Below are 23884 nucleotides of genomic sequence, written 5' to 3'. Positions count from 1 at the left end.
AAGACCAGCGACACCAGTGTGACCGTCGAGGCGCAAGCCGCCGCCGACAATTTCCCCGGCGGAAGCATGGCCAACCGCCCCGTGCACTTCATCTGGATGCTCGACTGCTCGGGCTCCATGGGCGTGAACGGCAAGATCGGCGAACTGAACTTCGCCATCCGCGAGGCCATCCCCGAGATGCAGCAGGCCGCCGAGTCCAACCCGGCCGCCTCGCTGCTCGTGCGCGCCATCTCCTTCGCCAGCGGCGCGAGTTGGCACGTGGGTGAGCCGACCCCGGTGGACCGGTTCTCCTGGGAGGACGTGCACACGTACGGCGGCACCGACATGGGCGCCGCGTTCAAGCTCGCGGCGGGCGCGCTGCAGACACCGCCGATGCCGCAGCGGGCGCTGCCCCCGGTCCTCGCGCTCGCATCCGACGGGCAGCCCACCGACGACTGGCGCGCGGGCCTGCGGGAGATCGACGCGACGCCGTGGGGCAAGCGCGCCGTGCGGGTCGCGGTGGCCATCGGGGACGACGCGGACAAGGGCATGCTCAAGGAGTTCCTCGGCAACCCGGAGCTGGAGCCCCTGCAGGCCAAGAACCCCCGCCAGCTCGCCGCCGCCATCCGCTGGATGTCGACGGCCGTCGTCAAGGACGCGTCGACGCCGAAGGTCGAGGACGCCAGGCCCGCGTCCCCGCTCGGCCCGGCGCCGCTGACCAAGGACGACGAAGACGACATCTGGTGAGCGGCTCCTCGACACCGGCAGGCACCCAGCGGGCGACCGACAGCTGGGCCCTGCTCAGCGCCACGGTCAAAGGGGTCGGCAAGAAGTACAGCCAGGACAGCTGCGGTGTGCTCTCCGTGGCCGAGGGGCGCGCCGCGGTGCTCACCGTCGCCGACGGCCATGGCTCCGCCGCCCACTTCCGCAGCGACTTCGGCTCCCGGTGGGCCGTCGAGGAGTTCACCGCGTGCGCGGAGGGCTTCGCGCGGGAGGCCGTGCGGGTGGGCGCCGACGCGACCGGCTGGAACGGCCTGCGCGCCGAGGCCCGCAGGCTGCCGCAGCAGGTGGCGCACCGCTGGCGCGAGCGCGCGCTCCTGCACGACTGCAACTCCCCGGCGCACGGCGCGCGCCGCCTGTCGGCCCCGGCCGACGAGCCGCCCGACCTCGCCGTGTACGGGAGCACGCTCATAGGCACCGTAGTCACCCAAAGCATGCTGTTCTGTTGGCAGTTGGGCGACGGGGACATCGTCCTCGTCGACGCGGAAGGCACCCCGCACACTCCGCTCTCGACAGGACCCGACATGGGGGACGAGACGGACTCGCTGTGCGAGCCCGAGCCCTGGCGCAAGATGCGCTCGCACTGGCAGCCCTTCACCGGGGGCGCGCCGCCGGTCGTGCTCCTGTCCACCGACGGCCTCTCCAAGAGCTTCGCCGACCACCAGGGGTTCCTGGACTTCGCCACCGGCGTCACCGAACGCGCCGCGGAGCAGGGCGTGCCCGCGGTGCAGGCACAGCTCGCGGACTGGCTGGAGCGCGCCGCCAAGTTCTCCGGTGACGACACCACGTTCGTGGGCGCCTTCGCGGCCACGGCACCAGCTGAGACCGAGAGAGGAACCGCATGGTGAACGGCATGCTCGCCGCCGGAAAGACCCTGGTGGCCGAGTCGGGGGAGAAGGTGAAGGTCGCCGAACTCTTCGGCTCCGGCGGCCAGGGCGAGGTCTACCGCGTGACGACGCCACAGGGCGACCGCGCGCTGAAGTGGTACTACCCGCAGCTGGCCGACGCCCGCCAGCGGCAGATCCTCGAAGGGCTCATCGCGCGCGGCTGGAGCGACGACCGCTTCCTGTGGCCCACGGCGATCGTCCTCGACCCGGAGGGCAGCCAACCGGGCTTCGGCTATCTCATGGACGTACGCCCGTCGCGCTTCCAGGATCTGCCCGCGCTGTTCCGCCGCGACCCGTCGGTGTCGGCGGCGACGATGCGCACGCTGGTCACCGTGGCGCTGCACACCGTCGAGGCGTACAGATCGCTGCACTCCAGGGGCATCGCCTACCGCGACATCAACTGGGGCAACATCTTCTTCGACCCGCGCACCGGGGACGTGCTGGTGTGCGACAACGACAACGCGGTGGTGGAGGGCGAGTCCGCCGCGGTCGCGGGGACGATGGACTTCATGGCACCCGAACTGGTGCGCCGCGACAAGGGGGTGCAGCCCGGCACCCAGACCGACCTGCACTCGCTGGCCGTCCTGCTCTTCCTGCTCCTCATGAACGACCACCCGTTCAACGGCGCGCAGGCCCTGCAGATCCGCTGCATGGACGAGGCCGCCAAACGGCGTCTCTACGGTACCGACCCCGTCTTCGTCTACGACCCCTCCGACGCCCGCAACCGGCCGGTCCCCGACGAGCAGCCGACCGTGGTCGCCACCTGGGGAGCGCTGCCGCCGATCCTGCGCGACCTGTTCATCCGTACCTTCACGGAGGGGGTACGGACACCGGTCAAGCGGGTCCGCGAGTCGCAGTGGTGCCACGCCCTGAGCCAGGTCCTCGACGCCATCACCCAGTGCGGCTCCTGCGGCAAGCAGAACCTCACGCAACCGGACGGCGCGGCCCCCGACTGCTGGAAATGCGGTCGTACGCTGGTGCTGCCGCCGCGGCTCGAACTGGTCACCGGTACGGGGACCTCGCGCACCCGGCGCGGCATCAGGCTCGCCCCGAGCGCGCGGGTCTACGCCCATCACCTCGTCGAGTACCCCGACCGGCACGACTTCCGGGCCGTCGTGGGCGAGGTGACCGCACACCCGCAGAACCCGGGGAGGTTCGGCCTCACCAACCACACCAAGGACGTGTGGACCGCGCGGAAGGACGACGGGACCGTGCGGGACGTGGAGCCGGGCCGGACCATCGCGCTGCGCGAGGGGCTGCTGCTCGAGTTCGGGGGCGGGGCCGAGGCGGAGGTCCGGGGCTAGGGCCGAGAGGACGCGGGCGGCTGCTTCGTGCGCCACCGACGCCACCACGTCCGCCACCAGGGGGTGGGCGGCGGCGGGAGCGGTGGCGGCGCGGCGGGCAGCACGGCCCGCGCGGACGGCGCGCCGATGGCCACGGCGTCCGGCCTCGGCAGCGCGGTCACGGTGAACCGGCACTCCGCCGGGGAGACCTGGAGCACCACGGGCCGCCCGGAGACGTGCTGGCTGCGTGCCACGCGCCGCTCACCGCCGCGCAGCCCGTCCTCCCAGGAGATGAGGGTGAGGACGGCGGGCTCGGGCCACGCGAACCGCAGCTCGGCGCGGTCGGCGGCCACGCGCCGCACCTCCAAGTCCCTTACCTCTCCCTGGTGTTCGACCACCACGTTCGGTCCGGAGACCGCGCGGTCGCCGAGCACGCTCACGGCCGTCATCCGCAGCCGCTCACGGGGCGGCGGCAGCACGTCGACGGAGGTCGGCGGCGCGCCGTCGGGCGGGTCGAGACGACCCACATGCTCGGACACGTCCGCGCCCCGTGGCACGGGATGCGCGAACCACGGCACCAGGTGGGCATCCCCGCGCGTGGGCGGACGCCACGCGACACGTACACGGCCGTCGTCGAGGCGCCGTACGGAGAGCTCCTCCACCGGCGACGGCCAGCGTTCGACACGGGCGGTGACCGTACGCCCCGGTGACCGGACGAGCCGCCCGCCGGGGCCCGCGTAGGCGCACCGGACCTCGTAGACGTAGCCGCCCACGGCGAGCGGCGTGTCCAGGAGCCGGTCGTGCTCGCAGAACACCCGCTGCCCGGGGCCGTTGTCGCCGTCGGCCCTCCGCACGACACTGACCTCCAGGGCCGAAGGGTCGGGCAGCCACCGCAGCCGCACGCCGTCCGGCACCGCTTCGACGCGCAACTCCGTGACGTCCGGCGTGAGCAGTACCTGTGCGGTGACGCGCGGGACCCCGGCGATGCGGTCCCCGCGCATCGGGAACACGGCGTAGCGCAGCGGACGCCCGGTGGGGGGATCGAGGTCGGCCCGCGCGAGGGCGGTGTCGTCGGCGGACACCTCGACGGCGAGTTCGGGAGCGCCGTCGGGGTACCGGAGCACGCGGTACGACACCGGGGTGGTGGCCGGGCGCGTGTGCGTGTCCCGGCCGTGCCGGCTCGGGGCGCGCCAGGAGAGTCGTACGGTCCGTTCGCCGACGGAGGCCGTCACCTCCGACTCCGGTGAGGTGGCGGGGGCGTCGGCCAGGAGCGCGGCCACGCGCAGGAGACCGGCCCGCGCGTCCACGTCGTCGCGGGCCTGCCGCAGGGCGCCGAGCCAGGCGGCGGCCGCGTCACGCAAGTCGCCCCTGGACGTCAACTCATCTGCTGTGCAGCAGAGTTGGCCGACCGTGGCCGCCCGGGACCGAAGCGTGCCGAGCAGTGCGGACAGGACGTGATCCGTGGGCGCCGGGGCGATCAGCTCCGCGAGCCGTTCGGCCTCGCGAAGACCGGTGCCGGGCCAGACGTCGTTGAGGGTCTCGGCGGCGTGCCTGGCCTCTCCGGACGCCGGGAAACGGACGGCGGAGACGGCGTCCACGAGCGGTCCGGCCTCGGTGCGGTGCACACCGAGGGCGACGGCGTGCGCGGCAGCGGGAGGTGTGCGGGAGGCCCTGCCCTTACCCTCCGCGGCGCTGTCGACCAGCCGGCAGCACAGCTCCCACAGGACGATGCGGCGCAGGCCCATCGGGTCGTCGCGCACGACGGTCTCCAGGGTGTCCACGACGGCGGCCACGTCCAGGGCGCGCGGGTGTGCGGAGGCGTTCCACCGGGCGCGGCACTCCTGGACGTACGCCAGGTCGACGCGCTGCCACAGGCCGCCGCGGGCGGGGAACCACAGGCCGTCGAGGATGCGGAAGCCGTCGTCGGTCTCCGCTTTCGGCAGTGTGCCGAACAGTGCCTGCGTCGACTGCCCGGAAGCGCTCGCGGGGGCGCTCGCGGGCGCGTTCGCCGGCGCGGGAGCGCGGAGGGCGTCGGCGGCGTGTCGGAAGCCCAGTTTCCTGATAGCCGCGTGCAGTTGGACGTAGCCGCGCATCGCGGGGAAGGCGGGGAGGTTCGGCAGGGGGAGGCCGGAAACGTCGTCCGGCGGGCGCTCGCCGGGGAGCCAGTTCGTCATGGATCAGCCGCCGGGCACCGTGTAGAAGTACACCCTGACCGTCGCCGTCGACACGGGGTCGCCCAGTTTGTGGAAGTCGTCCGTCGCCGTCTTCTTGGTGAACATCCCCGGACGGCCCTTGTTGAGAAGCGAGTTGACGCGGTGCGCGTACGCCTCGCCGCTCCTGGACCCGCCGAACGTCAGCACGAGCGCCGCCTCACGGCCCGCCCACTTCCCTGTGCTCTTGTGGATCTGCGCGGCGAGATCACCCTTGTCCGTGCCCTTGACCCGGAACTCCTCGGGCTGCAATTCCACCGAGCGGGGGCCCGTCGGGGTGGGGGACGGGGAGGGCTTCGGGCTCTCCTTGGACGCCTTGGGGCGGTCGGCCAGGGGGTCCGGGCGGTCGGCCATCGACACCAGGGCCAGGACGAGGAGCAGATCGGCGAAGAGCCATCCCGCGAGTACGACCACGCTGATCCGCCCCCGGCGCCGCGTTCGGCTCACGCGTCGCCTCCGCCGGGCGACCGGTGCGGGGGCCACGGCGGCGGCTCGACGGGGTCGGCGGGTGCGGGGATGTGCCGTCCGCGGGCATGCAGGGCGCGGGTCGCCTCACTGCGGAGACTGTCGTCGGCGACGTGCTCGTCGATCGTCTGCTCGTCGACCGTCTGCTCGTCGGCGGCGAGCCCGTCGGCAGTGTCGACGCTGAGGCCGCTCCACGGATCGCCGGTCGCCGTGTGGACGCCCGTCGGATGGGCGCCCGCTGTGCCGCCGTTCATCTCCGCGCCGCCTCTCCAGCCGTGCCCATTGCCCGCGGCCCCGGCCGGGGCAGGCACGCTCGGCGCCCCCAGCGGCATCGATGACCCCGCCAGCGCGCCGATCCGTGCGTCGAGCCGTGCCGCCGCGTCCTGCCAGTGCGCCGCCGCCGCGTCCCACCGCTCCGTCGCCTCACGCATTCCGTCCACCGCGTCGCCCGTACGCCCGGTGCTCGCGACCAGGGCCTGCGACGCGCGGTCGGTGGCCTCGGCCACCGACTCCGACTTGGTGACCAGCGACTGCTGCGCGGCGATCAGGGACTTCAGCGAGGCCTCGACCGTGTCGCCCGCCGCCTTGACGCGGTCGGCGATGCCCCGCGCCGCGTCCGCGCCCGCCGTGCTCGCCTTGTCCGCCGCCGTCCGGCCGTCGCGCAGGGTCTGCTCGATGCGGGATGCCGCGACGCCCAGCTTCGGCACTTCGAGGGTGAGCGCGTCCGCCGCCGCCTTCAGTGCGTCGATGGATTTGCTCACCGTCGTCGTCGTACCGGTCAGTGCCTTGTGGCTGGTCTCCGCCTTCGACGCGAGCTGCCGCATCTGGCCCGCCGCCTTGGTGAGCTCGGAGGTGAACTGCTGGGGCGAGGCGCTGCGGTGCGGGGCCAGCACCATCTGCGTACGCGTGAGGACGGAGGCGAGTTCGGCGAGGAGACGCTCCCGCTCGCTCTGTTGCTGCGTCTCCTCGCGCTCCGTGCGCGCCCGCACTCGTGCGTGCCACACCGACAGCAGGACGAGGAGGGCGATCAGGAGCACCGCCATCAGGGCGACGTTCTCGAAGCGGCCGAGGGGCGACAGATGCCCGCCGAAGCCGGACTGCCACAGCTGGAGGAAGGGGCGCGTCGACTCCTTGGGGTCCTCCTTGCTCAGGTCGCCGTACGCCCGCACCGCCTCCCGCAGCCCGAACCACGTCACCAGGAGCGGAATGAACACCAGAATCCCGAGGGCGGCTTCGAGGCGGCCGTCGTGGCGCCCCGCCCGCCCGGCGGGCGGCGTGAGGACACTCTCGGGACGTACGTAGGCGTCCACGAGATCCACCTCGGCCCACCGGTCGAGCTGGTGGGCCGGTTTCAAGTCCGCTGCAAGCACCGACAGTTCGGCCGAACGGGGCGCGAGTGATGGATGGGCCGCCAGACGCTGCAACTCGTCGATGAGTTTCTGCTTGTCCAGCAGTTCTGCGGGCGTCAAACGCTTCCCCCTGTTCTCGGGCCCCGCCGGTGGCGCACGTCGCGGTTCAACCGCCGCAACAGGGCCCCGGCATCGGCATGTTCAGGATTCCATGTGAGGCACTTCCCCAGGGCCTCAATCGCTTCATCGCGCCCCCCGAGTCGCTGCACTTCGACCGCGTGCCGGTAGGTGCGCTCCGCGAGCAGCCCGCGCACGCGTTCGCTGGTCGGGTCGTGGCCGTACGCGCACCGCAGCCAACGCTCGGCGTCGGCGAAGTGGCCGGGCGAGGTGTCGGCCATCGCGGCCGCGCAGTGCACGTCGATCATCGCGTCGAGCACGTCGGCTCCGGCGGGCCTGGTGGCCGCCCCCATCCACGCCGTGTGCGAGGCCTGCACGGCCTCCTCGTACCGGCCAAGTTCCAACAGGCTCTCCGCTCGGGCGAGTTGACGCAGCGCGACCCGGTCGACCGGAGGCGGAGGCGGAGGCGGAGTCTGGGTGTCGGGCACGACGGACGGCGGCTCCGCCGTCAGCTCGTCGAGCAGCTCGCCCGCCTCCGAGACGATCTCCCGCAGCAGTGCCACCGCCTCCTGTGCGCGCCCCTGTCCCACGAGCAGCCGCGCCTGCTCCACATCCCTGCGCGGCGAGAACGAGAACTCCCGGGCCTGTTCGACGCCCCCGACCACCGTGGCCGGCAGGGCAGGCGCGTCCGACAGTGTGTCCTCCGCCGGGTCGGCGGGCTGCGGCGGGCCCTCCTCCAGCGCGGTGGACCCGGCGGCCCCGCCCGCGAGACGCACCGCGTGCTTCAGCGCCCCCAGGGCGAGCAGCTCGGGCGGCGCCTGCACCCGGCGCCCGCCGAGCTCGGCCACCCCCGAGCCGATCTGCTCCATCAGGGTGGTGCCGCCCGTCAGGAGCAGCGTGTCGACGTCCGCGGGAGTCATCCCCGCCTGGCCGAGCAGCGACCGCGCACGGTCGACCGTACGCCGCACGTACCGGGCGAGGTAGGCGTCCAGGTGGGGCCGCGTGAACCGCACCTCGAGCGGCGGCCCCGCCCCCACGTCCAGGGACAGCTCGGCGGCGTCCGCGCCGCCCGGTGTGCTCAGCGCCTCCCGCGTCTCCTGCGCCCGCTCCCGCAGCGCGAGCCACACCTCCGGGTCCACGCCCGGCACCGAGCTCGGCCCGCGGTGCCTGCGGAGCAGACGTACCGCCGACGACAGGAACTCCCCGTCGAAGGCGCGCCCGCCCGAGGTGGCCGCGCCGTCGAGGCCGAGCGCGCGGTAGTGCCCCCGCACCCCGCGGACCAGGCCGAGTTCGAAGCCGTCGTACCCCATCCCGTACACGAGAAAGGTCCCGCTGTCCCGCTCCGATGAGTGCCCGACGACCGCGGCCATCGCGTCGCTGATCAGCCGCGCGGGCGCGAGGCCCGCCTCCTGTGCGGCGTCCCGCAGCGCCGCACGCTGCGCCGACCGGTAGGAGACGGGCACGCTGATCACGGTCTGCGCGACCGTCGCCGACGTCAGGGCCTCGAGCCGCTCCCGCAGCTCCCGCAGCCTCCGCACCACCAGGCGCTCCGGCGGGAACGAAGCCCCCCGCACCAGGACGGGCCGCCCACCGCCGACCCGGCTCTTGAGGCTGGGGAAGGAGACGGGCAGGACGCCCGCCGGGGCGGGCTCGCACAGCAGCCACGGCCAGTCGGGCCGGTCGGGTGGATCGGGCAGGTCGGGCAGGCCGGGCCGGTCGGGCCGGTCGAAGGGCGCCGTGTCGAGCCGGCGCGCGGGCTGCCCCGGCACCGCGAACAGCGCGCGCAGGCCCGTGCCGCCGAAGTCGAGCCCGAGGCACACGGAGTCGCGCCCCGCCCCCGCACTCATCCGTCGACCGTGTCTTCCCCGACCTGGAGGATGCCGCCGTAGTCGGGCCGGTCGGGCAGCGACCGCACCCGGCGCTCCGACTGGGCCACCGCCACCAGACTGCGGAGATTGCGGGCCTGCTGCGACGTCTGCACCCGGTTGCCCTGCCGGTGGGCCTGCTTGACGAAGTCGACCGCCTCGTTGATCTGCCGCACCGTGTCCGGCGGCGCGCCCTCCGAGGCCAGCTCCGCCTGCCGGAACTGGCTGGCCAGGCCGCACTGGTGGAACACGTCGTCGAGGAGCAGCTCGGTGAGCCGCTTGTACTCACCGCTGTCACCCATCGCCGCCGCCCGCTGCGCCTGCTCGATGTCACGGCGCACCTTCATCGCCTGCACCGGCTCGATGTACGTGCCGTACCGCTTCAGGAAGTGGTCCGCCTCCCGCTCGGCGTACCCCAGCTCCTCGCGCAGCACATGGCTGTCGACCTCCGCGCCCGTCTCCGGCGGCGGGGTCCTCGGCCGCTCGCGGTTCGGCGTCGCCTCCAGGGTCATGTCCGTGCCGCGCACACTGATGCGTACGGTGATGATGCGGTCGGCGGAGTAGTTGAACGACACGTCCACATGCCGGTTGACCTCGATCTCCTGCGGCAGGTCGAACTCGACCACGCCCTGCTCGTGGTTCTCGCTCGCCACCTGGCTGTCGCCCTCGTAGACCGGGACGCGGATGCGGCGGCTGTCGGTCGCGTGGAAGGTCCGCTGCCGCGGCTCGGGCAGCGGATAGGGCGAACCGGCCGGAATGATCTCCACGAACACATCGCGCTGGGAGCCCTTGACCGCGGCGATCCCCATGGCCATGGGCGTCGACTCGTACAGGCCCGTCGAACCGACGGGGCGGGCGTTGACCAGGCTCTCCGCGCAGTCCTCGCAGGTCTGCGCGGAGTCGTCGTTGACCTTGGCGCACTGCGGGTCCGGGCACTCCACGCCGTCCAGGGTCTCGGCGAGCACCCCCGCGCCGAAGGCGACACACTCCATAGGGTTGATGTTCCTGCGGACCTTCTCCTTGCCGAAGTACCCCTCGACCGCCTCGTACACCGGCCTGGTCAGCGTGCCGCCGCCCACCAGGAGGACGTCGGAGATGTCGCCGGGCGCCAGTTCGTAGCGGCCGAGGGTCTCCGTCACCAGGTCCATCGTCCGGGAAACCAGCGGCGCGATCATCGCGTTGAACTCGCCCTGGGAGAGCGTCATCTCGACGTCGAGCACGCCCTTCCGGCCGGTGTACGCCGCCGGGATCACGATGTACGTCTCGTCGAGGTCGTTCAGCTCACGCTTGGCGCGCTCGGCGGCCTTCTTCGCCTGGAAGAGGAACGACTTGTCGCCCGACGGGTCGACCTGGTGCTCGTCCCGCATCCACTGGATGATCCGCTCGACGATGGCGAGGTCGAAGTCGTCACCGCCGAGCCAGATGTCGCCCGCCGAACGCAGCACCTGGAACTGGCTGTTGCCCTCCCCGTCCTTGACCGCGTTCAGGACCGAGATGTCGAAGGTGCCGCCGCCCAGGTCGTAGACGAGGACCCGGCTGCGCTCACCGCCCGGCTTGTGCAGGCCGAAGGCGACCGCGGCGGCCGTGGGCTCGTCCACGATCTTCTTCACCACCAGGCCCGCGCGCTCGGCGGCCTCACGGGTGGCGGCGCGCTGGGCGTCACGGAAGTAGGCGGGCACGGTGATCACGGCGTGCGTCACCTGTTCGCCCAGGGTGCGCGTCGCGTCCTGGACGAGCTTCTCCAGGATCATCCGCGATACGTCGGCGGGGGTCAGGATCTTCTCGCCGAGCAGCACGTGGGCGCGCGGATCGTCGTCCGGCCCCGCGACGATCTCGTAACTCAGCCTGCCGCGCGCCTCGGCCACCGACGTGTCCGCGAAGTCCCGTCCCATCAGGCGCTTCACGGACACCACCGTGTCCTTGGGCTGCCTCATCGCCCAGTTCAGCGCGTCCTCGCCGACCAGCGGCTGGTGCGGGCGGTCCTGCCGGGCCAGGCCCACCACGGACGGGGTGAGCCGTTCGCCCTTGCTGTTGGTGAGCACCGCGATGTCCGCGCGGTGCGGGTCGTGGGCGGCGACCGCGCTGTTCGTGGTGCCGAGATCGATGCCGATGGCCTTCATGAACGCTCCGTTCCCTGCTCAGGGCCGCCGGTGACGGCGACGACCACCCGGGCGGCGCGCAGGACGTGCCCCCGGTATCGGTATCCGCGCTGCAGAATCTCCAGGACCTCGTCGTCGGCGGCACCGGGCGGGGCGGCGCGGACCTCGGTGACGTGGTGGGTCTCGGGGTCGGCGCGCTCGCCGACGCGGCCCACGGGCTCAACTCCCTGACCCGCCATGGCTGTTTCCAGCTGGCGCGCGATCAGTTCCAGGCTTCTTCGGTACGACTCCGGGTCGCCCGCCCTCCCGTCGGCGAGCAGCCGGTCGAAGGAGTCCAGAGTGTCGGCGAGCACGAGAAGGAGCTGCTCGGTCAGTGCCCGGTGGGCGGCGTCCCGCGCGGCGATGGCCAACGAGTTCTCGTAGGCGAGGCGGGCGGCGGTGGCCGTCGCCGCGGGGGACGGGTCCTGCGTACTCATCGAAGGCGGTTCCTCAGATGTCGAAGGTGATGAGGGTGTCGAGGAGGTGCGTGATGCCATCCGGGAGCGGCTGTGGGGGCGGATCCTCGCGCCCGAGAGGCTCCCGCACGGCGAACGCGGCGCCGAGTGCGGCGTCGAGCACCGCGTCCGCCGCCGGTAGCTCCGCGGTCAAGTCAACGTCGTACAGAAGCAGTTCGGCCAGCATCCGGCGGCGTACGACGCGCAGCTCCTCCCAGGCCTGCTGAGTGGCCGGTGTCATCAGGCGCCGCGCGAGCAGCTCGAAAGAAACGTCCTGAAGGCCGGCGTGCGGCATACCGGGGGTGACGCCCACCTCGGCGAGCGCGTCGTAGGGGTACGGGCCGCCGTCCCAGCTCGTCGCGGGGTCCTTGATCACTGTTCGTCTCCCTCTGCCGCGCTGTCGATGAGGCCGTCGAACCGCCGCCGCACCGCGTCGAGCAGGGCCCGCCGGATACGGCTGTTCGTCGGGTCGGCGCGGGTGGCGCGGATCAGGTGGTGCAGGGCGCGCCGGATGTCGCCGCGGCCGAGGGATTCCTCGGCTCGGTCCGTCAACAGGGCGGCCCAGGCGCCCAGTTGATTTTCATCCGGCGGGTCCTCCTCGCTGTCGCTGCGCATCAGCTCCCGCAGTCCTTCCACCCCGAGGTCCTGGGCGAGGAGCCGCTCCAGCTCGTCGAGGGCCTCGCCGAGGGTCTCCCGGTAGCCGTGCGTCAGGGCCTGCCCGAGACCCACGTCCAGGAGGCCGAGCGCTTCGTGGAGGATCTCCAGGCGGCCCGGAATCGTGTGCGTGTGCGCGTCGAGGGTGAAGACCAGGGCGCGCGCCAGATTGTCCCGGGCGTGGCTGGACGCCGGATTGAGGGCAAGGGCGCGGCGCAGGTCGGCCTCGGCCCCGTAGGCGTCGGAGCGCATGCCGTACTTGGTCCGCGTATAGCCGCGCCACACGCCACGCATGGACAGCAACGCCGACAGTTTCGCCTGCAGTTGATCCACCAGGTCACGTTCGAGCGGATGCAGGACAGGCGGTACCGCCTCGACGAGCGTGACGGCCTCGTCCAGGCAGTCACCGCGCTGTGCGCCACCACGGTCGACCAGGGCCTCGACGCGGCCGAGCACGGCGGTGACCACGGCCTTCTTGCTGCGCGCCTGCATACCGGCCCGCCGGGACACGCGCACGAGCTCGGCCCACTCGTCGAGTGCGCGGTCGAGGCCGCCCGCGCCGTCGGCGAGGGCGGTACGGGAGAGGGCCAGGCGCACCCGCACGGCCAGCTCGACGCCGTCCTGGAGCAACTTGGTCCTCCGCTCGGGAAGTTGTACGTACGCGGGGTTGCGGCGCAGGAAGTCCCGGCAGTGCGCGCACGCCTCGATGTGCGCGGCGGGAGCGGGGGCCGATGCCGGGCCCGCGCAGTCCTCCGGGAGCGTGGTGAGGGTGGCGAAGGCGGGCAGCGCACGCAGGGCGGGCTCGAACTTGTGGACTTCGGAGAGGGCGAAGCTCTGCGCCAACTCCGAGAAGGCCCACCGCAGTTCGCGCGCCGCATAGGCCCCGGGGTCCTTTCCTAGCTCGGCCGCCGTGTCCAGGGTGGCGGCGAGTGCGCCGAGCGGCGCCTCCAGGTGGAGCAGGCGCAGGTAGCGCGGGCCGCAGGCGAGGGGGGCGGATCCGGTGCCGGCTACGTCGCGCAGGCCACCCAGGTCCTTCAGGACGCGGGCCGCGCCGAGTTCGGCCTCCAGGAGGGCAGCCAACTCCTCGTAGGCGGCGGCCTGTTCGGGACGCTCCTGCTCGGTGTGCCGCTGTTCGCACGCGGACAGCTGCCCGAAGAGGTGCTGGCTCAGTTCGAGCCGCAGCTGGGCCATGTCCTCGCCCGGCAGATCCCGTCCGTAGCAGGCGGCGCGCTCGGCGCGCCAGCCGTCCCAGTACTCGTCGTCGCTCAGGAGCGTCGCCCAGTAGGCCAGCGCGGACTCCCAGGCGGTGACGGCGTGCTCCCAGGCCCCGCTCTGCTCCAGCTCCTGCGCCTGCCAGAGCCGGGCGGCGGCGAGTCCATGGACGACGGCCATGTCGCCCGGAGCCGCCGCGAGCCGCCGCTCCCATTCGGCGGCGGCCGCTTCCCGGTCCCGGGCGAGCAGCAGCAGGAGGGGCGCGTCGCGGGGAAAGCGTTCGCACAGGTCACCGATGAGCCCGGCGCCGGCCCCCGTCCCGGAGCCCGCCCCGGACCCTGCCCCGTCGTCCGGTGAGAGTCCGGCCATCGCGTCGCGCAGTGCGTCGGGGGAGTGCCACCGGTACAGGAGTGCGTCCAGTTGGAGCCGCCGCGCCGGAAGTCGCAGCCGGTCCCAGGCGACGCGCTCGGACCACGTCATGCCGCCGCGTTCGAGCAGTGTGTACGAGGCGTCGTTGACCACGTCCATGGTGGCGCCGGGGTCGACGCCGGCGTCGCGCAGTGCGAAGTAGGGGTACGTCGGGTCGCTGGACGCGAAGGGATCGGCGACGAGCGGGGCGCTGGTGAGGCCGTCGGCCCACGGCAGCAGTTCGAGCAGCCGTCGGAGCCTGCGGCAGCGTGCGTCGGCCCGGTCGAGGCCCTCACCGGCCCGCTCGTACGCGGCGACGGCGTCGCTCCACCGCCCGCCCGCTTCGAGTAACCGCCCCTGTGCGTAGGCGAGATGGGCCTCGGCGTCCCGGTGCCCCGCACACTGCTGGAAGGCGTCGGCGGCCTGCTGCCACTCCTGGTGGGCGTCGGCTAGACGCCCGCGCGCGTAGGCACCGAGCGCGGCGGCGTCACGGTACTCCCCGAGTGAGGCGGCCTCCTCCTGCACCCGCCCCCAGTCCCCCTCGGTCTCGGCGAGCCGCACCTGGGCGTACCTCCGCCGGACGACGGCATCCTCAAAGCCTGCGGCCTCGGTGCCCAGGGCACCGTAGGCACCCACGACATCACGCCACTGCGACGCACTGGCCGCGCCCGCCTCATCAATCCGAGCCCGCGTGTACCGCCGCCGCACCACGACATCTTCCCAACTGCCGGGCAGCGCCTCGTAGCTGAGGAGCGCATCGGCCCAGTCGCCGCTGAGCTCGTGGGTGCGGGCGAGAGCGTAGAGGTGGAGGTTGCGGGGTTCTTGGTGGGGGTCGGGCTCGCTGTCCGGGGAGGCCGTGTTCGCCCCCTCGGCAGCCTCGGCAGCCTCGGTGGGGCAGGGGAGGGGCTCCCGGCGGGGGGTGTCGTCGGTGCTCGCTTCGGGTTCCCCTGCGGGGAGCCCCCGGGCGTAGATCTCGCAGGCCCCCGCCCAGTCGCCCCTTGCCTCGGCCAGGCGGCCCTCGGCCTTGCGGCGCAGGGCGCCGACCGTGCCGGTGCGGCCCGTGTCGGGGACGTCGGCCAGCAGGCTCAGGACCGCGTTCCAGTCGCCGCGCAGTGCGGCGGCGACGCGGGCGCGCGCGTAGCGGCGGCGGTCGCGCACATCGCCGTGGGCGTACGTGTCGGGCAGCCGGCCGAAGCCGTCGATCACGCCGGACCATTCGGCGCGGGCGTCGGCGACCCGGCCGCGTGCGTACAGGAGGCGGTCGGGCACGTCGAGGAGGTCCGACGACAGCCGGGCGAAGCAGTCCAGCGCGTCCTGCCAGCGCGCCTCGTCCTGGCAGCGGCGGCCCTGCGCGTAGGTCCCCAGCGCCTCCGCGTCGTCGAGCCCGCTGCCCGCCTCGGCCGGCCCCGCGGCGACGCACTCCGCGAACGCCTGCGCAGACTTCGACCAGTCACCGCCGGAAGCCGCCAACTGGCCCTGGACATAGTACTTGCGCGGCCGCACATCCCGGTGCTCCGGGGGCAGCAGGCCGAGGTTCACCAGTGCTTCGGGCCAGTCGCCGGTGGCCGCCGACTCCAGCGCGTGCTGGTACACCCGCTCCCGCAACCCGCTCAACCACGGCTCCGCGTCCCACCCTTGGGCTGCAGCGGCTTCCAGGTCGGCCATCGCCTCCGCCCAGGCCTCACGGTCCGCGGCACAGCGCCCCCGCGCGTACAGCAGCCGCACACTCCCATCCAGGAATCCATCGGCACCGGCGAACCCCACTACGGCGTCGGCCCAGGCACCTTCCCTCTCGGCGGCACGACCGCTTGCGTAGGCGTACCAGCGGGCGAGGTCGAGGCCGGGGGTTTCATCCCCCGCCTCCGCGCACCCCGCCCCCGCCTCCGCGAACGCCCGCGCCTCCCCGAACGCCGCCCTCGCCGCCCCCCACTCCTCCGCCTCCGCAGCAGCACGCCCCCGTACGTACGCCGCCCGAGCCGTGGAGTCCTCGAGCCCTCCGCACGCCGCGTACCCGGACTCCGCCCCGCTCCACTCCCCGGCGTCCTGCGCGACCCGCCCGCGCACGTAGGCCGCGCCCGCCGCGGCGCCGAGGTGGTCGGGCCGCAGGGCGAGGACATCGGCGTACGTGACCGCGGCGGGCGCCCAGTCCGAGCGGTGGCGGGACCGCTCGGCGGCGCCGAAGGCCTCCGACACGTGGAGTTCGTCGCGGGCCGCGGCGAGGCGGGCTGCCGTGTCCCTGAGGCCCGCGGGGTGCGCGGAGAGCAGCTCCTCGTACCGCGCCACCGCCTCGGCCCAGTCGCCGGACCCCTCGGCGGCACACGCCTGTTCCGACAGCCCGCTGAGGTGCCGCAGGCGCTCCACCTCCGCGGTGAGGCAGGCCGGCGGGGGGCCGGGCAGCGCGCCACGGAAGGCCTCGAACCGCTCGGTGACCGCCTCCGCGTCCGCGTCACGCTCCGCGGCCAGCAGCGCGCACAGCTTCTCCAGCTCCACCCAGGCGAGCTCGAACGCCGCCTCCGCACGCAGCCGCCGCTGTTCGTCCTCGAACTGGCGGGTCTCGGCCCGCAGTATCCGCTGCACCTGCGCCCACTGCCCCAGGTCGCGCTGGAACCGCGCCGCGCCGATCAGGACCGTCGACTCGACGTGCCCGACGGGCCGTTGGAATGCCAGCAGCGCGTCCGCCCCTTCACGCAGCGGATCGGCGACGGCGCCCCCGTCGTCCCGCACCTCACGCGCCTTGAACAGCCAGCCCTGACGGCACGACTCGTGCAGGAACAGCGCGGGCGTCGCCCACTCCACCGCCGTGTGGCCCGGCAGATGCGAGATGCGGCGGCGCGCGGCGCCCATGGCCTCGTCGATGGTGCGGTTCGCCGCGAGTCCCTTGAACAGCTCCGGGCTGAACTGCCCCGCCGACACGTCACTCACCCGCCCCCGCATCGCCACCACGGCGGGAACACCCCCGCCGATCAGCGCCTGGGCGAGCCCGGAGAAGGGCTCCGCGAGTGAACTGTCCGCGCCGGAGCAGAGGTTGAGCACGACGAGGCGCAGACCCGGCGCCTTGAGGAGGATCCCGCTGAGAAGATCGGCGGGCACGCGGTCGACGCCGCCGCCCTCGGTCTCCAGGGCCACCACACCCTTGCCGAGTTCATGGTCGTACGCCCCGTGCGCGATCAGCAGCAGCGCGGTGGGCAGAGGGGAGTGCGCGCCGAGGGCCATCTCCAGGCTCTTGCGCGTCGCACGTTCGAGCACGGTGGTCTGCACGGCGACCTCGGGCAACTCCTGGCGCAGCGCTGCCACTTCGGTGTCGGGGCGCAGAGGCCGAAGGCCCGCGTCGACGGGTGACGCGCAGGCCACGAGCAGCCGGATCAGGCTCGGCTCGTCCGCGGGCTCGGGGAGCCGCTGGCCCAGTGGGCCACCGGGCAGCGAACGCACCAGCGAGTAGCCGTGGTTGAGGGCGAGCGACTGCTGCGGTTGCCCCGGCGGCGCGCACAGCGTCTCGAAGGGGAGGTCGCGCAGTTCCTCCGGCACGTCGAACCGGATCCGCAGCCCGCGCGCGGGCCGCATCCGCTGGGCCCGCTCCAGCGCCAGACCGACGCAGGCGCCGACGCCCTCCGGGTCGGGCCCGGGACCGGGCCCTGGGCCCCGCTCCCCGAAGAGCAGCCGGAAGACACCGCGCCCAAGGCCCCGAAGCTGCGCCACGGTGTGCTGCTCGCCCATGGGGGCGAGGCCGAGCTCGGCGGAGATCAACTGGTCCCACTGGTCACGGAACGCCGCGGGCTCACCGTTCACCGCGATCACTTCGGCGGCGGTCGCGGGGCCGTTCGCCGTGACCAGGTAGCGGGACGTGCCGATGGGGCGTATACGGATGCGGAGTTCCTCGTAGGCGAGCATTCGGCCGCCGTCACCTCCCGCTCTCTGGCCGCGCGGCCTCTTGCGGCACCGCTTCTTGCCGCTCTGACCCGACACGGCCCAGGTCGGCCAGGGCGGCGTCGCGCTGCTCGGTCAGCTCGGGATCCTCGGGGAAGTGGACGAGCGCGGCGTCGATCCGGTCCAGTGCTTCCCGCAGGGCCGCCCTGGCCCCGGACACGCTCCCCGAACGCCACCGCCGCGCCGCGAGCCCGCGCAGTACGACACCGAGGCTGACCTGCGCGCGCAGCAGATGCGGGTTGAAGGCGACGGAGCGTCTCAGGTCTGCCGTGGGTCCGTCGAGGAGGGTGCCGTCCCGATTGACCGCGGAGATGCCCCGGTCGGCGAGCAGCCGCGCCAACTGCCCCTCCAGCCTGCCTCGTTCATTGGCGCCGGTGATGGAGCGGACCGCCTCCAGCGTCTTCACGGCCCGGGTCGGATCTCCCGCGCGATGCGCCGCCCGCGCCGCGCCGAGCGCGAGGTCGACGACGGTCACCTGGGTCTCGCGGTAACGGTCCATCTCCCGGCTGTGCACCAGGGCCCGCCGCCACGAGGCCGCTGCCGCGTCGAAGTCGGGTCGCGCCGCGAGGAGTTCGAGGCGCCCCAGGTCGATCCGGGCCCGCAGCGCCAGGGCGCGGGCGTCGCGGGTGAGGCGGCGGTGCTTGTCGGGGTGCCCGGCATAGGCGGGGTTCAGCTCGTCGAAGCGGGGGCAGTCCGGTTCGCAGATGGCGGCGGCGACGGTGCGCTCGCGGCAGTCGGGGCAGCGCAGTTCGGTGAGCGCGGCGAGGGCATCGGCGGGCTTGTCCTGCTTCAGGAGGAGCTGAGCGAAGCCAAGTTCGGAGAAGGCGAAGGCCAATTGGGTGCGCGCGGCCGTGGATGCGCTGGTGCTCGCGCTCGCGGCGAAGGCGCCGAATTCGTCGACGAGGCCGAGCGCAGTGATACGTAACGGACCGCCCAGCAGAGAGGCCTCGTGATGCCCGGCCGCTGGGAACCCGCCCGCCCCAGCCAGAATCCTGGCGGCGTCGGCCTCCCGCTGAAGCAGCGCGCCGGTCGGCACACGGCCACCGGTGACACTCTCCGGCAGCCGCCGCTCGAGCAGCTCCCGCAGATCGGCCCGGAGCCCCGCGTCGAGCCCGTCCTCCACGGGTACGCCGAACCGTGCCTCGGCCGCGCCGCGCCGGTGCTCCCAGAAGGAGTCGTCGTGCAGAAGCGCACCCCAGGCGGCGACACACTGCTCCCACCCCTGGCCGCCCATTCCGCCCGAGTTGAGCAGAGCGAGACCCAGGGTGTGGGTGATCCGGTAGTCGGCGGGTCGCCGCCGAGTGGCATCCACCAATAGCTCAACGGCGGCGTCACGCCGCCCACCATGAACAAGGACGACGGCATACAACGGCACGAACGCACCCTCAACAGCGCCGCCCAACGACAGGGCCCTCTCAATCAACCGAGCGGCCCGCCCAAACCTTGGCCCCTCCAGACCGCCACCCCACTCAACCCCCTCCGCATCCCCCTGCCCGCCCAGCACCCCCAACGCCGCCTTGCGCAGCAGCAGGCCAAGGCCCTCAGTCGCTCCCGCGCCCGACAGCGCCGCCACGACCCAGCGGCCGTCCGCGTCCAGCGCGTCCTCTTCCCTTGCCGCGCGCAGGTCGGTCAGCGCCTCCTCGTACCGCCTCAACCGAGCCCGCGCATAGGCCCGTTGGATGCGCGCTCGGGGGTGCGGCTTCGGGCGGGCCAGCGCCGAGGTGAAGTACTCATCCGCCGATTCGTACGCCTCCATGTGGGCCGCCGCGCATCCCAGCCAGTGCAGGGGATGGGACGCGTCGGGCTCTGACTCGTGCGCCCGGCGGAAATGCGTGGCCCCCTGCTCGAAGTCGCCCGCCGCGAGGCGAATTCGCCCGAGGCCGACATCGGCCCGCGCCCGGAGGACCACATCGGCCCGCGCCCGGAGAGCCTCGTCGTCCCCCGCCCCGCCCTCGGTCAGGGCAAGCGCAGCCAGGAAGTCCCGCTCGGCGGCTTCGAAAGAGCGGCGCGCCAGGTTCGACTCGGCCCTCGCGCAGGCCTGTTCCGCGCCGCTCCGGTCCCTCTGCGGCCCCACCTCACCACCCCCGATCCCCGGCGGATCAGCCGGCAGCCGCCTCGTCCAGTTCGGAGCGCCAACGGCCCTGTTCCCTGTCGTAGTGCAGCGGGCCCTCGCGGAAGTCAGCCAGGTCGAGGCCGAGGAGCTGGTCGTACGCCTCGCCCGGCAGGCCAGGCTCCAGGACCACCCGCAGTCCCGTACGCCGGTCCTGGAGCACCAGGGGGCGAGGGGCGGAAGTGGCAGGGGCCGCGGGGTCCGTCGTGCGCGCCGACCTGCGTACGACATCCTTCAGCGCCGTGTACGAGTCCTTCACCGCCTCCGCGCCAAGACCGCTCAGGAACGCTTGCAGTGGCAGGGACGCCAGCATGATCCAGGGGATCTCCGCCGCGCCCCGGTGATCGACCGCGCGGCGCACCCGGGCCGTGTGGACGCCCAGGCCTTCCAGGGCGGAGACCAGATCCCGCCGCAGGTCGTCGGGGGCGTCCCGGTCGAGGAGTAGCTCCGCGGGCAGCGGGGCGTCGGTCATGTGGGCGGTCCTTCCCGGGCGGCTGGTGTCGTGCCTGGTCTCGTCGCTGACGTGGAAGCTGATCTCCGTCCCGCAGCCTAGAGGCGCCCACCGCGCCGGGGCGGGGAAACCTACGATTCCGCCGCCGCGGCTTCCACCGCCTTCCGCTCCAGCTCGGCCAGCAGCGCGTCGGCGGTGGCACGGCCCCGGTCGGTGTCCTGCAGCGCATGGAGCATCCGCTGTGCTCGTATCGCCTGGGTGTAGTCACCGAGGAGCACGAACTCCTCGCGGAGAAACGCTAGTTGGGGCCTGCTGGGTCCGGTGGCGTCGAGCGCGCGGATCAGGTAGGCGCGGGCCTGCTCCACCATCCCCTGCTCCCGCGCCAGCTCCAGCCAGGTGCATTCCGGTTCGTCGTCCGGGTCCACCCCATAGTTGGAATCATCGAACGAGCGCGCCCACTCCCGGACTTCACCGGCCTCCTCCGGAAGCCCGCCCAGGCCGCACCAGGTGTCGTACGCCGTCTCATGCACCTCGCGCAGCAGCGGCAGGTCATCGGGCAGGCACTGGAGTCCCACGAGGACGACGGCGAGCCGCAGTTCGTCGGACATGGAGGCGTCCGCCTCGTGTTTGAGGAGGTGGCGCAGGAGGGTGTGGTCCGTGTTCCGCCGGTCGTACTGCGCGGCGCGGAGCACCGCCAACCTGCGCCCGCGGTTTCCCGCCACGCCGTCCCGGACCGCGCGGTCACCCGTCCGCAGCAGGGCCAGGTCGGTGCGCCCTTTGGCGAGCACCTGTTCCCACAGGGGCGGGCGGGGGTGGGAGTCGAGACGCCTGTACGCCCGGTGCTCGACGGCGTTGAGGAGGAGGTGGTCCGGTTCTGTGCGCAGGAGCGCCGCGTGCAGGCGCGCGACCAGCTGCACGGGGGAGCGCTCGGGGAGCCCGAGCGCGCCGCGCAGCTCGGTGCGGCGCTCGTCGAGATCGGGCACGCAGTCCTCGCGGAAGTCGCCTTCCGTGTCGGCGATCTCGGCGAGTATCCGTGCCCCCCCGTCGGTCGGCGAAAGGCCCACGTAGTCCTGCCAGCCGGGCAGCCCGACGAGGATTTCCAGGGCTTCGTCCACGCTGTCCCCGATGGCCCCGGCGGACCCCTCGGAATCGGCGTACAGCACGGAACCGTCCCCGCACACGAAATACGTGCCCCCCGAATCGTCCCCCGCGATCGGTTCCAGCGGGCCGCCCGAGGCCAGGCGAACCTCTTCGACGTGGTCCGCGCGGGACAGGTCGAATGCGAAAGGGAACGCGGCCAGCTCGGCCAGACGTGGATCCTGTCGCAGCAGGCGGAGTGCACGTTCGGTCATGCTTCGAAAGTAACAGCGGTCACTGACAGCAGACCCACAACAGGACTCCCCAATTCCCTATACGCTTTCCGATACTTTTACTGCGGAATGGGGGATTCGCGGAACTGTGTCGGGGGTGCCGGGAGTCTTCTCATGTGAGGGGGCGGCCACTGACCGGGCCGTTCAACCGGCCTCAGAGCAGGGGAATTCGGGGCATTCGGCCCCAGGGCTGAGGCGCATTGCGTGTGCATTGATCAACACGGGGGTGTTCATCTTGACCGACATCATTGAGCGCATCACGGAGAGCCTCACGGAGCGCCCGGCGGAGACGCCGACGGGGGAACTGACGGCGGAGCTGACGCCGTACGTCACGCCGCTGCCGGTGCCGCCGGTCCTGCGGCCGGACTCCGTCGACGTACGCGACGAGACCGATGTGCCCGCGGAGACCGAGGTCGCGCTGCGCCCGGCCTGGATCCGCCTGCACCCGCAGCTGCCGCCGACCCTGATGTGGGGGTACGGCGGATGTGTGCCGGGGCCGACGATCGAGGTGCGGCGCGGCAGGCGCGTCCGCATCGCGTGGACCAACCGCATCCCGAACGGCGCCGAGTATCCGGTCACTTCAGTAGAAGTGCCGCAGGCCGTCCCGAGCCCCGCCACCCTGCCGGGGCGCGCGGGAGTCGAGCCGAACAAGGACGTGGCCGCGCTGCCGCCCTGGTCGGTGACGCACCTGCACGGCGCGCAGACCGGCGGGGGCAACGACGGATGGGCGGACAACGCCGTGGGCCCCGGCGACGCACAACTCTCCGAGTACCCGAACGACCACCAGGCGGTGCAGTGGTGGTATCACGACCACGCCATGAACATCACCCGCTGGAACGTCCAGGCGGGGCTGTACGGCACGTATCTGGTGCGGGACGACGAAGAGGACGCGCTCCATCTCCCCTGCGGGGAGCGGGAGATCCCGCTGCTGCTCGCCGACCGTAACCTGGACACGGACGAGGACGGGCGCCTGAACGGCCGCCTGCTGCACAAGACCGTCATCGTCCAGGCCGAGAATCCCGAGACGGGCAAGCCGGTCTCGCTCCCCTTCACGGGCCCGTACAGCACGGTGAACGGCCGCATCTGGCCGTACGCGGACGTCGACGCGGCCTGGCACCGTTTCCGCCTGGTGAACGCGTCGAACGCCCGTATCTACGATCTCGTCCTCGTCGACGAGGAGAACAACCCCGTGCAGGGTGTGATGCACCAGATCGGCAGTGACGGCGGCCTGTTGCCGCGTCCCGTGCCGGTCGACTTCGACGAGGAGCTGCCCACGCTCACCGTCGCGCCGGCCGAGCGCATGGACCTCCTGATCGACTTCCGTGCCCTCGCGGGCACGCGGCTGCGTCTGGTGAACAAGGGCCCCGGCCAGGCCCCCGGGGTGCCCGACCCGGCGAACGGCGTGAGCTATCCGCAGGTCATGGAGTTCCGGGTGCGGGACGCCGAGGTCGAGGACTCCTTCGCACTCCCGGAGATCCTCTCGGGCTCGTTCCGCCCGCTGAGCCATGACGTCGAGCACGGCCACCGCCTGATCGTCCTGACGCCGCCCGCCACGAAGGGCGGCGGAGGACATCCGGAGATCTGGGAGATGACGGAGGTCAAGGACGCGGGCGACATCCGGGTCCCGACCGAGGGCGTCATCCAGCTGCGGGGCGCCGACGGGAAGACGAAGACCTACCGCCGGACCGCCCGCACCTTCAACGACGGCCTCGGCTTCACGATCGCCGAGGGCAGCCACGAACAGTGGAGCTTCCTGAACCTCGCGGTGAACCCACCGGTCACCCACCCCATGCACATCCACCTGGCCGACTTCCAGCTCCTCGGCCGCGACGCGTACGACGTCTCGGGCTTCGACGTCACCGTGGGCGGCACCCTCGCGCCGGTCGCCTTCGACCCGAAGAAGGAGATCCCCCTCGCCCCGAACGAGCGGGGCTGGAAGGACGTCTTCCTGGTCCCGGGGGGTCAACTCCTGCGGGTGATGGGCAAGTTCGACGGCGCGTACGGCCGTTTCATGTACCACTGCCACCTCCTGGAACACGAGGACATGGGCATGATGCGGCCCTTCGTCGTCATGCCGAAGGAGGCCCTGAAGTTCGACCACGGGGCGGGTCACGGCGGCCACGAGGGAGGTCACACGGGCTGACGGATACCGCACACCTGGACGTCACTCTTTCGTGAATCGTCGCGCCGGGTGACGCCGGGTAGTTCTGTGGCCGGAGGCGAGCCC

15 protein-coding genes are annotated in these 23884 nt (G+C 72.8%); 4 read left to right on the top strand and 11 right to left on the bottom strand.

Translation table 11 applies throughout. The annotated features are described in order from the left end of the window. Positions 1-66: 66 nt before the first annotated feature. From ACIBCK_RS12340 to ACIBCK_RS12330, 3 genes are read left to right on the top strand one after another with little or no spacing between them, the layout of a single operon-like run. On the top strand, positions 67-726 hold the full coding sequence (locus tag ACIBCK_RS12340) for a tellurium resistance protein (RefSeq protein ID WP_399389776.1): 660 nt from the start codon (positions 67-69) through the stop codon (positions 724-726). Further along, the gene (locus ACIBCK_RS12335) at positions 723-1607 is read left to right on the top strand and encodes a PP2C family serine/threonine-protein phosphatase (protein ID WP_399389367.1); all 885 of its coding nucleotides are present in this window, start codon (positions 723-725) and stop codon (positions 1605-1607) included. Before ACIBCK_RS12340 ends, ACIBCK_RS12335 begins: the two co-directional genes overlap by 4 nt. After that, positions 1601-2950 carry a serine/threonine-protein kinase gene (locus ACIBCK_RS12330; RefSeq protein WP_367045824.1) on the top strand — a complete coding sequence of 450 codons (1350 nt, stop codon included), beginning with the start codon at positions 1601-1603 and terminating at the stop codon, positions 2948-2950. The genes ACIBCK_RS12335 and ACIBCK_RS12330 overlap by 7 nt, the downstream gene beginning before the upstream one ends. On the opposite strand, the gene ACIBCK_RS12325 is transcribed toward ACIBCK_RS12330, so the two are convergent. The 11 genes from ACIBCK_RS12325 to ACIBCK_RS12275 all read right to left on the bottom strand — a co-directional run bounded on the left by ACIBCK_RS12325 (position 2947) and on the right by ACIBCK_RS12275 (position 21639). Further along, entirely contained in the window at positions 2947-5103 is a 2157-nt protein-coding gene (locus ACIBCK_RS12325; RefSeq protein WP_399389365.1) for a hypothetical protein, read from the bottom strand. The genes ACIBCK_RS12330 and ACIBCK_RS12325 overlap by 4 nt on opposite strands. 3 nt (positions 5104-5106) lie before the next feature. Then, on the bottom strand, positions 5107-5586 hold the full coding sequence (locus tag ACIBCK_RS12320; protein WP_399389363.1) for a hypothetical protein: 480 nt from the start codon (positions 5584-5586) through the stop codon (positions 5107-5109). Further along, positions 5583-7073 (bottom strand): hypothetical protein, encoded by a 1491-nt coding sequence (locus ACIBCK_RS12315; RefSeq protein WP_399389361.1) that lies wholly within the window; start codon positions 7071-7073, stop codon positions 5583-5585. Before ACIBCK_RS12315 ends, ACIBCK_RS12320 begins: the two co-directional genes overlap by 4 nt. After that, positions 7070-8917 (bottom strand): Hsp70 family protein, encoded by a 1848-nt coding sequence (locus tag ACIBCK_RS12310; protein ID WP_399389359.1) that lies wholly within the window; start codon positions 8915-8917, stop codon positions 7070-7072. The genes ACIBCK_RS12315 and ACIBCK_RS12310 overlap by 4 nt, the downstream gene beginning before the upstream one ends. After that, positions 8914-11055, bottom strand: coding sequence for an Hsp70 family protein (locus ACIBCK_RS12305; protein ID WP_399389357.1), 2142 nt, complete (start codon positions 11053-11055; stop codon positions 8914-8916). Before ACIBCK_RS12305 ends, ACIBCK_RS12310 begins: the two co-directional genes overlap by 4 nt. Beyond that, on the bottom strand, positions 11052-11510 hold the full coding sequence (locus ACIBCK_RS12300; RefSeq protein WP_399389355.1) for a nucleotide exchange factor GrpE: 459 nt from the start codon (positions 11508-11510) through the stop codon (positions 11052-11054). Before ACIBCK_RS12300 ends, ACIBCK_RS12305 begins: the two co-directional genes overlap by 4 nt. Positions 11511-11523: 13 nt before the next feature. Beyond that, positions 11524-11904 carry a hypothetical protein gene (locus tag ACIBCK_RS12295; protein ID WP_399389353.1) on the bottom strand — a complete coding sequence of 127 codons (381 nt, stop codon included), beginning with the start codon at positions 11902-11904 and terminating at the stop codon, positions 11524-11526. Then, positions 11901-17690: a CHAT domain-containing protein gene (locus tag ACIBCK_RS12290; RefSeq protein WP_399389351.1), complete on the bottom strand. Its 5790-nt coding sequence runs from the start codon at positions 17688-17690 to the stop codon at positions 11901-11903. Before ACIBCK_RS12290 ends, ACIBCK_RS12295 begins: the two co-directional genes overlap by 4 nt. A 10-nt stretch (positions 17691-17700) precedes the next feature. Further along, entirely contained in the window at positions 17701-19800 is a 2100-nt protein-coding gene (locus ACIBCK_RS12285) for a tetratricopeptide repeat protein (protein WP_399389349.1), read from the bottom strand. 25 nt (positions 19801-19825) lie between these two features. Then, entirely contained in the window at positions 19826-20308 is a 483-nt protein-coding gene (locus tag ACIBCK_RS12280) for a hypothetical protein (RefSeq protein ID WP_399389348.1), read from the bottom strand. A 110-nt stretch (positions 20309-20418) separates the two neighbouring features. After that, positions 20419-21639 (bottom strand): hypothetical protein, encoded by a 1221-nt coding sequence (locus ACIBCK_RS12275; RefSeq protein WP_399389346.1) that lies wholly within the window; start codon positions 21637-21639, stop codon positions 20419-20421. A 253-nt stretch (positions 21640-21892) separates the two neighbouring features. Between ACIBCK_RS12275 and phsA the strand changes: the two genes are divergently transcribed. Beyond that, the gene (gene phsA, locus ACIBCK_RS12270) at positions 21893-23800 is read left to right on the top strand and encodes an O-aminophenol oxidase PhsA (protein ID WP_399389344.1); all 1908 of its coding nucleotides are present in this window, start codon (positions 21893-21895) and stop codon (positions 23798-23800) included. Positions 23801-23884 lie beyond the last annotated feature (84 nt).

It is taken from the genome of Streptomyces sp. NPDC051218 (assembly GCF_044455475.1).
GTDB lineage: Bacteria > Actinomycetota > Actinomycetes > Streptomycetales > Streptomycetaceae > Streptomyces.
This window is presented reverse-complemented; position numbering and strand designations above follow the sequence as displayed.

Excerpts from the sequence above, each read along its gene's own strand:
- ACIBCK_RS12340 (WP_399389776.1), top strand. The coding sequence starts at position 67 with ATGGCCAACCGCCCCGTGCACTTCATCTGGATGCTCGACTGCTCGGGC.
- ACIBCK_RS12280 (WP_399389348.1), bottom strand. The coding sequence starts at position 20,308 with ATGACCGACGCCCCGCTGCCCGCGGAGCTACTCCTCGACCGGGACGCC.
- ACIBCK_RS12310 (WP_399389359.1), bottom strand. The coding sequence starts at position 8,917 with ATGAGTGCGGGGGCGGGGCGCGACTCCGTGTGCCTCGGGCTCGACTTC.
- ACIBCK_RS12305 (WP_399389357.1), bottom strand. The coding sequence starts at position 11,055 with ATGAAGGCCATCGGCATCGATCTCGGCACCACGAACAGCGCGGTCGCC.
- ACIBCK_RS12325 (WP_399389365.1), bottom strand. The coding sequence starts at position 5,103 with ATGACGAACTGGCTCCCCGGCGAGCGCCCGCCGGACGACGTTTCCGGC.
- ACIBCK_RS12290 (WP_399389351.1), bottom strand. The coding sequence starts at position 17,690 with ATGCTCGCCTACGAGGAACTCCGCATCCGTATACGCCCCATCGGCACG.
- ACIBCK_RS12275 (WP_399389346.1), bottom strand. The coding sequence starts at position 21,639 with ATGACCGAACGTGCACTCCGCCTGCTGCGACAGGATCCACGTCTGGCC.
- ACIBCK_RS12330 (WP_367045824.1), top strand. The coding sequence starts at position 1,601 with ATGGTGAACGGCATGCTCGCCGCCGGAAAGACCCTGGTGGCCGAGTCG.
- ACIBCK_RS12300 (WP_399389355.1), bottom strand. The coding sequence starts at position 11,510 with ATGAGTACGCAGGACCCGTCCCCCGCGGCGACGGCCACCGCCGCCCGC.